15 protein-coding genes and 1 riboswitch are annotated in these 12,899 nt (G+C 41.4%); of the genes, 14 read left to right on the top strand and 1 reads right to left on the bottom strand.

Translation table 11 applies throughout. From position 1 onward, the window contains the following. Nucleotides 1-102 precede the first annotated feature (102 nt). The 10 genes from H9631_RS21455 to H9631_RS21410 all read left to right on the top strand — a co-directional run bounded on the left by H9631_RS21455 (nt 103) and on the right by H9631_RS21410 (nt 8,445). Nucleotides 103-1,041 carry an AEC family transporter gene (locus tag H9631_RS21455; RefSeq protein WP_191816392.1) on the top strand — a complete coding sequence of 313 codons (939 nt, stop codon included), beginning with the start codon at nt 103-105 and terminating at the stop codon, nt 1,039-1,041. Between the two features lie 94 nt (nt 1,042-1,135). After that, a riboswitch (TPP riboswitch) is annotated at nt 1,136-1,236 on the top strand. 101 nt (nt 1,237-1,337) lie between these two features. Further along, complete coding sequence (gene tenA / locus H9631_RS21450; protein WP_191816390.1) at nt 1,338-2,024, top strand: thiaminase II; 687 nt, start codon at nt 1,338-1,340, stop codon at nt 2,022-2,024. A gap of 27 nt (nt 2,025-2,051) precedes the next feature. Beyond that, nucleotides 2,052-2,570, top strand: coding sequence for an energy coupling factor transporter S component ThiW (gene thiW, locus H9631_RS21445; RefSeq protein WP_191816387.1), 519 nt, complete (start codon nt 2,052-2,054; stop codon nt 2,568-2,570). After that, nucleotides 2,539-3,345 (top strand): bifunctional hydroxymethylpyrimidine kinase/phosphomethylpyrimidine kinase, encoded by an 807-nt coding sequence (thiD, locus tag H9631_RS21440; protein WP_191816385.1) that lies wholly within the window; start codon nt 2,539-2,541, stop codon nt 3,343-3,345. The genes thiW and thiD overlap by 32 nt, the downstream gene beginning before the upstream one ends. A gap of 1 nt (nt 3,346) precedes the next feature. After that, nucleotides 3,347-4,153 (top strand): hydroxyethylthiazole kinase, encoded by an 807-nt coding sequence (thiM, locus tag H9631_RS21435; protein ID WP_191816383.1) that lies wholly within the window; start codon nt 3,347-3,349, stop codon nt 4,151-4,153. After that, nucleotides 4,143-4,799 (top strand): thiamine phosphate synthase, encoded by a 657-nt coding sequence (gene thiE / locus H9631_RS21430; RefSeq protein ID WP_191816381.1) that lies wholly within the window; start codon nt 4,143-4,145, stop codon nt 4,797-4,799. Before thiM ends, thiE begins: the two co-directional genes overlap by 11 nt. 130 nt (nt 4,800-4,929) lie before the next feature. Next, nucleotides 4,930-6,150, top strand: a complete 1,221-nt coding sequence (locus tag H9631_RS21425; protein WP_191816379.1) for an MFS transporter — start codon at nt 4,930-4,932, stop codon at nt 6,148-6,150. 178 nt (nt 6,151-6,328) lie between these two features. Next, nucleotides 6,329-7,162 (top strand): LysM peptidoglycan-binding and 3D domain-containing protein, encoded by an 834-nt coding sequence (locus tag H9631_RS21420; RefSeq protein ID WP_191816377.1) that lies wholly within the window; start codon nt 6,329-6,331, stop codon nt 7,160-7,162. Between the two features lie 95 nt (nt 7,163-7,257). Then, entirely contained in the window at nt 7,258-7,686 is a 429-nt protein-coding gene (locus H9631_RS21415) for a general stress protein (protein ID WP_191816375.1), read from the top strand. Between the two features lie 105 nt (nt 7,687-7,791). Further along, nucleotides 7,792-8,445: a lytic transglycosylase domain-containing protein gene (locus H9631_RS21410; RefSeq protein WP_191816373.1), complete on the top strand. Its 654-nt coding sequence runs from the start codon at nt 7,792-7,794 to the stop codon at nt 8,443-8,445. 9 nt (nt 8,446-8,454) lie between these two features. On the opposite strand, the gene H9631_RS21405 is transcribed toward H9631_RS21410, so the two are convergent. Continuing rightward, on the bottom strand, nt 8,455-8,715 hold the full coding sequence (locus tag H9631_RS21405; RefSeq protein WP_191816371.1) for a GlsB/YeaQ/YmgE family stress response membrane protein: 261 nt from the start codon (nt 8,713-8,715) through the stop codon (nt 8,455-8,457). Nucleotides 8,716-9,067: 352 nt separating this feature from the next. Here H9631_RS21405 and acnA point away from each other — a divergent pair, with 352 nt between their 5' ends. The 4 genes from acnA (at nt 9,068) to tlp (ending at nt 12,695) form a co-directional block, all read left to right on the top strand. Further along, nucleotides 9,068-11,785, top strand: a complete 2,718-nt coding sequence (gene acnA / locus H9631_RS21400) for an aconitate hydratase AcnA (protein WP_191816369.1) — start codon at nt 9,068-9,070, stop codon at nt 11,783-11,785. A 311-nt stretch (nt 11,786-12,096) separates the two neighbouring features. Then, complete coding sequence (locus H9631_RS21395) at nt 12,097-12,234, top strand: FbpB family small basic protein (protein WP_191816367.1); 138 nt, start codon at nt 12,097-12,099, stop codon at nt 12,232-12,234. Nucleotides 12,235-12,287: 53 nt separating this feature from the next. Continuing rightward, nucleotides 12,288-12,431, top strand: a complete 144-nt coding sequence (locus H9631_RS21390; RefSeq protein WP_191816364.1) for an acid-soluble spore protein N — start codon at nt 12,288-12,290, stop codon at nt 12,429-12,431. A gap of 33 nt (nt 12,432-12,464) precedes the next feature. After that, a complete protein-coding gene (gene tlp, locus H9631_RS21385; RefSeq protein WP_191816362.1) occupies nt 12,465-12,695 on the top strand; it encodes a small acid-soluble spore protein Tlp in 231 nt (76 codons plus the stop codon). Nucleotides 12,696-12,899: the final 204 nt, after the last annotated feature.

Genomic DNA, 12,899 nt, shown 5'->3' with positions numbered 1-12,899 from the left:
CAATTAGATCCGTGGCCTAGGCCACGGATCTAAGAAGAATATGGGTGGATAATACCACCACATTTGACAGAGAGCCTTTTTTATCCGGAAATGGGGAGAAAAATGGAATTTACAATCGTTTTTCAATCAATACTTATTATTACAATGATGATTATGATCGGCGCAATTTTGGCAAGAACCTCGCCGTTAAATAATGAAACACGGACTTTGTTTATTAACATGATTGTGAACGTGGCAATGCCCTGTATCATCCTTTCCAGTATTTTTCATGTAGATATGGATGGAGACATGTTTAAGAAGATTATACTGGTATTTGTGTTATCCATCGTTATCAATGTTGTCGGTATTGCCATTGGATGGATTTTTGCAGTTCTTTTTCAAAAAGAGTCGAACCGTACGAGAGAAATTGCTTTGCTGTCCGGACTAGGAAATACCGGATTCATAGGTATTCCACTGTGCGCGGCTTTGTTTGGACCTGAGGGGGCGCTCTATGCGGCTATTTTTGATGCTGGAGTTGACGTGACCATTTGGACAGTTGGGGTTGTGATGCTGCAAAAAAATAGAACATTTGCTTTGCACACGTTGAAATCCATGATCAATATTCCGACAGCAGCTATCGTCATCGGACTGCTTGCGGGCTTTTTCAATATTAAACCTCCTGAAATCATTATCGGATTGACAGACCGGCTTGCCGCCTTAGCGGCTCCGCTTGCCATGATTTACATTGGCATGATGATCATGGGGTTGCAGCGAGGAAAGTTTCGTCAATCCGCACCCAAAATGTGGGTTCCAATTACAGTCAAGCTCATATTGCTTCCAATCGCTACTATATTTATGATTCACTTCTTTAATTTTGATTCGGTGTTGATCCAGACCGTACTAATACAATCAATGATGCCTACTATCACATTGGCTTCCATTCTCTTTGCAAGATATTCTGCGGATGAACAGATGGGGGCACTGACAACGGTCCTTTCTACACTTCTTGGCTTGATTACTATTCCGTTCATGGTCTATGTCATGAGCTTGTTTATCAACTAAACTTGCTTTTTGGCTAATTCCTGTTATAGTGAAGAATAGGCGTGTCTCTTATTTCTTCGCGTAATTTTCTATGAAACTAAAAACTAAATAAGTTTGTGTCTGCTAGGGGAGCTATATGCTGAGAGAAATCATTGATTGATACCCTTTGAACCTGATCTGGTTGATGCCAGCGTAGGGAAGCAGGCTGAATATACAATATTAATATTGCTATGCAGCCGCTTCCTTATTAGGGAGCGGCTTTTTGCGCTACATAAGCGAGGAAAAGAGACGTAATAAATATAAAGGAGCTGCAATGAATGGAAGTCGACAAGCTATTATTTACAGATAGACTTTATGAAAGTTCCAAAGAGATATGGGAGAAGAGTTATCAGCATCCGTTTGTTCAAGGAATAGGAAATGGAACGCTTGATGAAGACAAGTTCCTCTATTATATGAAGCAAGACTATGTTTATCTGATAGATTATGTGAAGTTATTTGCCATTGGTGTGCAAAAGTCACATAACCTCGAAACGATGGAACAGTTTGCCCATTTGCTTCATGAACACCTTCATTTTGAGATGGAGTTACATCGGCAATATGCAGCGGAATTTGGAATCACTAGAAAAGAATTGGAACAAACCGAACCGGCACCTGTCAACCTTGCTTATACTCGCTATATGTTGAATGTTGCTCAAAATGGAACGCTCACTGAATTGATCGCTGCCTTATTACCTTGTGCATGGCATTATGCGGAAACCGGAAAACGATTAAAGGAACAATATAAAGATCGCTTGGAACATAATCCATACAAAAAATGGATCGAGACATATTCATCAGAACAGTTTGGAACATTGGGTGAATGGCTAATAGATTTGTTGAACGAGCTGACGCACGGTAAGCCAGAAAGAGAATTGGCTATATTGGAAAAACATTTCCTCATCACGTCCAAATATGAATATCTTTTCTGGGAAATGAATTACCATAAACAAGATTGGGAGATTTGAGTGTTCCCTTAGACGGGGAGGTACAAAATGAAGGTAAAGAAAATGGCTATAACCGCGATGATTGTGTCTTTTACGACGATAACCAGCCATATCATTTTCATTCCTGCTGGTTTTGCAAAAATCTTCCCAGTGCAGCATTTTGCTAATATCGTAACGGCAGTACTGTTCGGTCCTTCCTATGCCTTGGCGCAGGCGTTTATTGTTTCTCTTCTGAGAAACATGGCAGGAACTGGCTCTATTTTTGCTTTTCCTGGCAGTATGATAGGCGCGCTTTTAGCCGGATGGCTTTATGCCCAAACAAAGAGAATGGAATTTGCATTTTTAGGAGAAGTAGTAGGGACCGGTTTCCTAGGTGCTGTTGCAGCTTATCCGCTCGCCAAACTCTTCTTTGGACAGGAGACGGCAATGTTCGGATTGGTACCGGCATTTGCTGTAAGTTCTATTGTGGGGGCAGCAATCGGCTATGGATTATTAAAAGTTTTAATGAAAAATACAGCGATTGGAGGCTTGCTTCATGAAAACAGCTCTTACCATCGCCGGCTCTGATTCTGGTGGAGGGGCCGGAATACAAGCAGACTTAAAAACATTTTCAGCTCTAGGGGTATTTGGTATGTCTGCAATTACCGCCATTACAGCCCAGAACACTGTAGAGGTAAGGTCAGTTCAAAATATTGATTTGAATATCATCCACGATCAGATTGCGGCTGTTTTTGAGGATATTGGTGTAGATGCTTTAAAAATAGGCATGTTAGCTACATCTGAAATCATACAGACCGTTGCAAAAAGCCTGAAAATATATGAGCCAGAACATGTTGTACTTGATCCTGTCATGGTTTCAAAGGGCGGACATCATTTATTGGAACGAAGTGCTGTTACTGATCTAATTGAAACGTTATTACCTTTAGCTTCGCTCGTTACTCCGAATATTCCTGAAGCTGAAATTTTATCAGGTAGAAGAATTCAGTCAGAGCCTGACATGTATGAGGCTTGTCGGGATATTCTTCAAAAAGGGTCAGGAGCTGTTCTCATAAAAGGGGGGCATCTCGATGGGGATCCTAATGATCTGTATTACGATGGGCAACAGTTTCAATTGTTAAGTGGGAAACGTGTTGAAACAAAAAATGTTCACGGAACAGGGTGTACACTCTCTTCGGCCATTACTGCAAACTTAGCAAAGGGTCAAGACATGCTGACTGCTATTGAAAATGCGAAGGATTATATTACGACTGCCATCGCTGAAAGCCTCGATATCGGACAAGGACATGGCCCCGCGCATCATTTTCATCCTTTTTATGAAAAAGTGTTACTGGAGAGAGAATAAAGTGGAAAAGGAAATTGCTGAACTTTTTACCAAGCTGCGTTATAAAAAGCCCTTGGTTCATCAAATCACAAATTTTGTAACCATGAACGATTGTGCGAATGTGACATTGGCTATTGGTGCATCACCTGTAATGGCTTCTAGTCCTTGTGAAGCTGGAGAAATGGTGATGCTGTCTGAAGCGCTTGTCATCAACATTGGAACGCTCCAACCCGAAAGTTTTGATGGAATGATGGCTGCTGGAAAAACGGCTAACAGTAAGGGAATCCCAGTTGTATTTGACCCGGTAGGTGCAGGAGCCACTGCCTATCGGACAGACTGTGCAATGAAGATTATGAAGGAGATTACTCCTGCTATTGTTCGAGGAAATGCAAGTGAAATGAACTGGCTGATTGGCGGTCGCTCGATCACAAAGGGCGTTGATGCTGTGCATGTTGCGCTTTCAAATGCAGATATTGCCAGAACAGTTGCAGCTACCTATAATTGTATAGCAGTTGTAAGTGGTAATGAAGATGCTGTAAGTAACGGAAAACATACATACCTTATTCAAAATGGACATCCAATGTTAACTCGAGTAACTGGAACAGGATGCATGTCTTCCGCATTAATCGGCTGTTTTGCGGCGCTTTCTATGAATCATTTGCACTCGGCAGTCGCTGGAATTTCCCTAATGGGAATTGCTGGTGAGTTAGCGGCTGCCAGTTTATCTGATGAGGAAGGTACTGGAACGTTCAGAGTCAGGCTGGTGGATTTCATTTCTCATATGAGCGCGGAAATGTGGCTGGAAGGGGTAAGGATTATTGAAGCGTGATATCGATTATAAACTCTATGTAGTGACAGAAGAAGGTATGTCTTTTGATCACCTCTTGCCGATTATAGAACAAGCGGTAAATGGAGGAGCAAGTCTTATTCAATTGCGGGAAAAAAAGTCCGAAGGGAAGGCCTTTTACGAGAAAGCCGTTCGATTGAAACAATTCCTCGATTCATTGTCCATCCCATTAATTATTAATGATCGGGTGGATATTGCTTTGGCAGTGGATGCGGCAGGGGTTCATCTCGGACAATCAGATATTCCAATAGAAGTGGTCAAAAAAATCATACCAGACTCCATGATTGTTGGAATTTCCGCACACACGGTGGAAGAAGCTGTTCTTGCTGAGGAAGCTGGAGCAGATTATATTGGAGTGGGTTCAGTCTTTCCAACCTCAACCAAGGCCGATGCCAAACTTCTTCCAAACGGAATGCTCGGTAAAATTATTGAATCGGTATCCATTCCCGTTGTTGCAATCGGAGGCATTAATGAAAAAAATGCAAGCCAGCTTCAGGCTTATAAACTAGATGGGATTGTTGTAGTATCAGCTATTACAAGAGCTGATGACCCAAAATCCGCAGCGGAAAAGCTTTTAGAAAAAGCTTTTGAATATAAAACTAATGATGAAGTAACCGGCCCTGTTTAAGGGTCGGTTTTTTTGAGTCCTGTTTTTCATAAAAAAGTTTCGTACAACGAAATATTATTCTTGTATTCTTGTCTGCTTCACTATATGTTAAAAGAGTAGTATTCTAAGTTTTCAGCGAAAGGTGAAAAAAATGGGAAAAGAAAAGCGGACAACCAAGGGGAAATTATGGACTAAATCTTTTATATTGCTAGTGCTAGCTAATTTGTTTGTGTTTATGAGTTTTCAAATGCTCATTCCTACTGTATCGCCTTATTTGAAGTCATTGGGCGCATCGGGAATAGAGATTGGGCTGGTGACGATGGTGTTCTCAGTAGGGGCAGTCATAATCAGGCCATTTATAGGATACTTGCTGGGATTTTGCCAGCGCCGATGGCTTATTTTAGTTGGGGCGGCAGGACTGCTGGCTGTTACTATTCTTTATCCATTGACACAAATCATATTCGTCCTTCTAATATTCCGATTCCTTCATGGGTTCATGTGGGGGTGGTCTTCGACTGTTAATGGAACGGCTGCGGTCGATATTGTACCTAATGACCGAATTGGGGAGGGGATGGGTTATTTTGGACTCTCTATTACTGTTGGGATGATTATTGCTCCTAGTATTGGAATATTTCTGTACCAGCATTACTCATTCGATACGATGATCAAAATTTCTGCAGTTTTTGGCGTTATTGCTCTCCTATTGCTTTCCGTCATTAAATATCAAACGCCAGAGAATGTAAAAAATATGAATAAAAAAGATGTTCATTTTTCATTTACCGGTTCGCTTATTGAATCGTCCAGCTGGTTCCCCGCTTTCGTTACTTTGTTAGCTACGTTTGGCTATGGAACAATTGTCACATTTATTGTAATCTTTTCTGAAGAGCGGGGAATAGAGCAAATATTTCTTTTCTATTTCTTGAATGCTATAACTGCGACACTTGTTCGTCCAATTACGGGCAAATGGTTTGATAGGAACGGTCCAAAGCTTTTAGTTATTGTTTGTTCGGGCCTTACTTTTATATCCATGTGGATTTTGTCTTTCTCAACTAACTGGGTAGGGATCGCGATTTCCGGATGTTTATTCGGAGCTGGCTATGGTTCCCTGATTCCTGCACTTCAGGCTTGGGTTCTTGCAAAAACACCGAAGGCAAGAAGAGGAGTAGCAAATGGAATGTTCTATTCTGCAATTGATGTGGGGATCGGGATGAGTGGACTAGTTTTTGGAATGGTCGCGATATTTATGGATACAGCTAAATTATTCCAAATCTCTAGCTTTTTCTTTATTGCCGTTATTGCTTTCACACTTTTTGTTGGAGAAAAAACAGTGTATCAGTCAACTGGCAGAATGAAGAGGGATGTCGATATTTGAAAAAGCGTTTGTTTATATTTGGATGCAATTATCTAATACTATCGTAATGTGCCGGATGTAACAGCATGCAATACATTTGTAATCGAACATAAATAATCCTGTTATTCGTTTGATATGTTCCTCTGTTAGGATAGTCATCGTTAGCGATTTTCGACTAACAAAAAAGGGAGGAACAAAAATGAGAAAGAAGATTATCGCATTTTTCACAGGAGCCATGATTGTAGGGGCCTTGGCGTCAGGGCAGGCATCGGCAGCTGAGGTATATAAGGTACAGCCGGGCGATTCTTTATGGAAAATCTCCCAAAAACACGGCACCTCAATACAACAGTTAAAGTCCTGGAATAACCTTTCCAGTGATCTCATTTTTCCAAACCAGAAGTTACATATTTCTGCTGATGCAGCTGTTAATAAGGAAAAAAATATAGATGATGTATATACAGTTAAATCAGGAGATTCCTTATGGAAAATCTCTCAGAAATTCGGAATTCAAGTCCATGAATTAAAAACATGGAATAAATTATCAGGTGATCTGATTCATCCGGGTCAGAAACTGGCGCTAAAAGGAGAGGCAGCTCCAGTTCAAACTAAAACCGCCAATACTGCTCCACAGCAGCAGCCTGCTCCTGTCCAAAAAGAGACTGCTGCTCCGGAACAAGTTCAGGAATCTGCACCGAAACAAGATCAGGAACCTGTTGAAAATGAAACGTCTGCCCGTTCAGATGGAAATGAGATGACAGTAACGGCAACTGCCTATACGGCATCTTGTAATGGCTGTTCAGGTGTGACTGCAACAGGCATTGACCTTCGGAAAAATCCTGGACAAAAAGTGATTGCTGTAGATCCATCTGTTATTCCACTAGGCTCAAAGGTTGAAGTTGAGGGATATGGGACAGCCATTGCTGGTGATACAGGCGGAGCTATTAAAGGTCACAAAATCGATCTTTTCATACCTTCACAGTCCGAAGCAATGGACTTTGGAGTCAAACAAGTAAAAATTAAAGTACTTAATTAATAAGGCCCCTATGAGAGACCTAACCACAAAACGGTTAGGTCTTGTTTTATATGAGCGGCAATAGGGGTACGATAGTAAGAATAGGAGGGATGCTTATGAGTTTTACTGTTGTAGGCGTATATGATACAGCAGAAGAAGTGATAGACGTTATCAAAACAAGTATTCACGAAGGCTTTAAAGAGGAAAAATTCTCGGTGTTAGCGGCTGATGAATCAAAAACGGAATTCATTGAGCAAGAGACAAATGTCCATGACAGGCATGCGGCCAGCGAAGAGGCATATGGGATCATTAGCGGGTTTCTCACAGGGATAAGCGGTGGCTTTATCGTCCCGGGTTTGACTGTTCCTGGAATGGGTCCCATCATTGCTGCCGGTCCGTTGGCGTCCTTGATCCAAGGGAAGAGCCATCATGATGTTAAGGATCTTCTGATTACAATGGGGTTGAATGAGGGAAATACGCAAAAATATGTTGCTCACTTAAATGAGGGCAAAATTATTTTATTTTATGAGCGCACTCCTTCATAACCTCCGCTTATCCTTGCCAAAATTGGAAAACTTTCCGATAATGGGAAAGGAGCAGTTTAGCTTGCCCGCTCATGGCAGGTGTTATTTAAGAAGGGGAGAATTTTCATGAATAAGATAAGCAAAAACAAACCTGCTAACCAAAACAGGCCAGCAAAAAGAAAACGCAGGGTTTTGCTTATGCTCATATTGCCTTTAGCCGTATTTATGCTGTTGCTTTCATATTTGGAAGACCATAGGACAGAAATTAAAGATAAGCATCCCAATAAAGAAGTCCCGAGTGAATTTATGCCGATTTATAAGGCCGCAGAAACAGAATACGGTGTTCCATGGTATTTGCTCGCAGCGCATCATCGAGTGGAAACCATTTTTTCCACAATGGATCCAATGCTGTCTCCCGCCGGTGCGGAGGGACACATGCAGTTTATGCCGTGTACTTTTGTTGGGTGGTCTCACCCCAGCTGTGAAGGGCTGGGAGAAGGAGATATTCCTGAAAACGAAAAAACGGATCCTGCAGTGATCAAGAAATACGGTGGATATGGTGTGGATGCAAATGGAGACGGCAAGGCCGATCCGTGGGATATCGAGGATTCGATTTTTACAGCAGCGAATTATTTAGCTAAAAACGGAGCAGCCGCAGGAGACATTGAGAAAGCTGTTTTTGCTTATAATCACAGCGATGAATATGTCGAGGAAGTCTTATATTACGCTGAAAAATATCAGCAGGAATACAAAACGGGAGCATTAAGCTCCCGTAATTAAGGCATAGATTTAAGACCTGCGGTTTCTTGCCATGGCCCCCATGATAAGGCTGAGAACCAGTACTAGGATCACGGCTCCAATCAGTGCTGGAACTATCGGAATACCGGCCATCATAGGTCCCCAATTTCCAAACAGCGCTCCACCAAGCCAGGCTCCAATAATACCTGCAATGATATTACCAATAATGCCACCAGGTACATCCTTACCCAAAATCAAACCTGCTAGCCAGCCAATAATTCCTCCAACAATCAGATATAATAGAAAGCCCATGTAAAATCATCTCCTTCTAGAAATTTTTATTTTTCCTTCATTTTATTATTGCCTGTTGAAATATAGACTAAACATTTTTTTGCAGCCGCTAAAAAACATCTGTTTTAATGCGACAAAGTTAGTATACACAAACTGAGTAGATTTTATTTTTAAAATCCTGCCGGTTTTGTTATCATGAAGGTGGAATAAGGTTGTTTTTATAAGAAATACTTATTGTTTTCAATAACTTTCTTATTATTTACTTATGTCCTAACATGTAATATGATTAAGTAGTGAACTAGCCAATCCCTTTGTGGGATTGGCAAAATTGCGGTTCGGGAAAGAAACTACGATCAAAAAAGGGGTAATTGAAATGGCAGAAACTAAAAACGACATTTTTAACGCCCGCTCATCTTTTGAGATTGATGGCAAACGGTATCAATTTTATCGCTTGTCAGCCTTGGAAGATGAAGGAGTGGCATCGATCTCTCGTTTGCCATATTCCATTAAAGTGCTGTTGGAATCAGTCCTCAGACAATATGATGGACGTGTCATTACAAAAGAACATGTAGAGAACTTGGCAAAGTGGGCAACAGGAGAAGTGCAGGATGGAGAGGTTCCATTTAAGCCTTCACGTGTCATTTTACAAGACTTTACAGGTGTTCCGGCAGTTGTTGATTTGGCTGCATTAAGGAAAGCCATGTCAGATCTTGGTGGAGACGCGGAAAAAATCAATCCTGAAATTCCGGTTGATTTGGTAATCGACCACTCTGTACAGGTGGACACATACGGTTCTCCTCAGGCGCTTCAAGTGAATATGGACTATGAGTTTGAACGAAATGCCGAACGCTATGAATTTTTAAGCTGGGCTCAAAAAGCATTTAAAAATTACCGTGCGGTTCCTCCAGCAACTGGGATTGTCCATCAGGTCAACCTTGAGTACCTTGCGAATGTTGTTCATGCGGTTGAAACTTCTGATGGAGATTATGAAGCATTCCCAGATACACTTGTCGGAACAGACTCCCATACTACAATGATTAACGGTATCGGTGTCCTTGGATGGGGTGTAGGTGGAATTGAAGCAGAGGCTGGTATGCTCGGACAGCCGTCTTATTTCCCGATTCCTGAAGTTGTAGGGGTAAAATTGACAGGTGAGTTGCCAAATGGTGCAACAGCTACTGATTTAGCATTAAAGGTGACAAACGTTCTTCGTACACACGGTGTTGTAGGTAAATTTGTTGAGTTCTTCGGAGACGGAGTTGCTACGCTGCCGCTTGCAGACCGTGCTACAGTTGCTAACATGGCTCCTGAATACGGTGCTACATGTGGATTCTTCCCTGTAGATGGAGAAACTTTGAATTATCTTCGTTTAACAGGCCGTCCAGAAGAACAAGTAAAGCTTGTTGAAACATATTTGCGTGAAAATGATATGTTCTTTACAGTTGATAAAGAAGAGCCTGTTTATAAAGATATTGTAGAAATTGATCTTTCTGAGATTGAGGCAAACCTTTCTGGGCCGAAGCGTCCGCAGGACTTGATTCCTCTTTCTCAAATGAAGACTACATTTAACGAAGCATTGAGTGCTCCAGTCAGCAACCAAAGCTTTGGTCTTGAGCCTGCTGAAATTAGCAAAGAAGTGAATGTCAAGTTCAATGATGGTGCTGAAGAAAAAATGAAAACCGGAGCTGTCGTCATTGCAGCTATCACAAGCTGTACGAACACATCCAACCCTTATGTAATGCTAGGGGCCGGTCTTATTGCTAAAAAAGCTGTTGAAAAGGGACTACAAGTACCAAAATATGTTAAAACATCCCTTGCACCAGGTTCCAAGGTTGTTACAGGTTACTTAAATGATGCTGGCTTAATGCCTTACTTATCCCAGCTTGGATTCGATCTTGTAGGTTATGGCTGTACGACCTGTATCGGAAACTCTGGCCCGTTAAAAGAAGAAATTGAAAAATCAATTATTGACAATGATCTTCTTGTCACTTCTGTACTTTCCGGAAACCGTAACTTTGAAGGCCGTATCCATCCGCTTGTAAAAGGAAACTATCTGGCTTCACCTCCGCTTGTAGTTGCTTATGCGTTGGCTGGAACTGTAGATATTGATTTATCGAAAGAGCCACTTGGAAAAGATGCTGACGGTAATGACGTTTACATGAAAGATATTTGGCCAAGCAAGGAAGAGGTTGCTGAAACGGTTAAAAAGACAGTTACACCAGAATTGTTCCGCAAGGAATACGAACATGTATTCAGTGACAATAAGCGTTGGAATGAAATTAAAACAAGTAATGAACCTCTATACAATTGGAATGCTGATTCAACATATATTCAAAACCCACCATTCTTTGAGAATTTATCAAAAGAATTGACAACGATCGAATCACTTAAAGATTTGCGCGTTGTAGGGAAGTTTGGAGATTCAGTTACAACTGACCATATCTCTCCAGCTGGAGCAATTGGAAAAGATACGCCTGCTGGTAAGTATTTACTTGATAATGGCGTTCAGCCACGCGAGTTCAACTCTTATGGCTCACGCAGAGGAAACCATGAGGTCATGATGCGTGGTACATTTGCGAATATCCGTATCCGTAATCAGGTAGCACCTGGTACAGAAGGTGGCTTTTCCACATACTGGCCTACTGGTGAAGTCGGGTCTATGTATGATACTTGCATGAAATATAAAGAGGACGGCACAGGACTCGTTGTTCTTGCAGGAAAAGACTATGGTATGGGTTCTTCCCGTGACTGGGCTGCAAAAGGAACCTATCTGCTTGGCATTAAAACAGTTATTGCTGAAAGCTACGAACGTATCCACCGTTCTAACCTTGCAATGATGGGTGTACTTCCATTACAGTTCAAAAAAGGTGAAAACGCAGAGGTACTCGGATTGACAGGAAAAGAAGTCATCAATGTTGAAATTGATGAAAATGTCAAACCACGGGATATCGTGAAAGTTACAGCAATCGCTGAAGATGGAAGCAAAACTGAATTTGAAGCACTTGTCCGCTTTGATTCAGTTGTCGAAATCGATTATTACCGCAATGGTGGTATTCTGCCATTGGTTCTTCGCGGAAAAATAGCTGAATAACCAGGCATTATAGGTGCCTATCCAATGAAAACATCCTGCCATTTGGCGGGATGTTTTTGTGCGTGAGTAAAAAAAGTATGACTTGTTATGGAAATTATATTCAATGAACTTTTTTTGTTTGTCTGGCTGTGTTATACAGAACGTCGCGTTCATTCTAATCCTGCTGACAGTCAGGACGTCTAGTACACGCGAAACGACAGAAAGTCTTCTAAGTCTCGCTTTTATTATGTCCATTTCTTTTTAGGAAGAGTTAGAAAATTGGTTTAACTTTAGAAAATTAGGACAATATTATAGTAAAGGAGTGGTCGAGCATGAGAAGGAATAAAAGGAAATCATTTTTAAATTTGGTGGAAGAAAATAAGGAAGCGCTTCTTAAAGATCTGGAAGCATTGCAAAAAATTGAAGATCGATTAGAAGAAAAGCATCTGAAACGCGGAAAAATCAGTTGAACAGCTCATATTTTCTCCCTCTCAGGTAATAATCTTATTAAGGGGGGAGTAATATGGGCAATCCAAAAAGAAGCCAACAGAATTTCACCCCGGATCATCTTGGGGAAAAGTCTGTTGCCATTGATGCCAATAAGGGTAAGAAAATGGCAGATAAAACTGGGCGGCAGCCTTCTCAGATTCAAACAAAAGGAGAATAACACCATAGAATTTTTGAAGGGAGATTTAGAACAGTGCAGAACAGACCGAAACCGGATGATCGCAGCGATAACGCTGATAAGCTTCAGAAAATGGTTGATAACACGATTGAAAACATGGAAAAGGCTGAAGAAACGATGCAATTTTCCAATGAAGAACAAAAAGCTCAAATTGAGCAAAAGAATCAAAAAAGAAGAGACAGTATTCAGGGCATGCGAGAGGAAATTCAAGATGAGTCCGCAGCCCGCCAAAATAAATATCACTAATAAACAGCCGGCGCTTTGCCGGCTGTTTTCATTTGGTGTGCCGGGCATGTTCATCAACTTGACGGTGAAAGTCCGTTATGGGCGTTGGGATATGCGAACCATTAGCTAAAGACAAGGGTGTCCATGATGACGTGGAATCTGAAGGAAGTCGGAGGCAAATCCTCGGTCTGAGGTACACGAACCACATTCGAGGTTTCTGTTTCT

Source organism: Bacillus norwichensis, assembly GCF_014836955.1.
Lineage (GTDB): Bacteria > Bacillota > Bacilli > Bacillales > Bacillaceae_C > Siminovitchia > Siminovitchia norwichensis.
The sequence above is the reverse complement of the archived record's forward strand: the minus strand, read 5'-3'. Positions and strand labels throughout refer to the sequence as shown.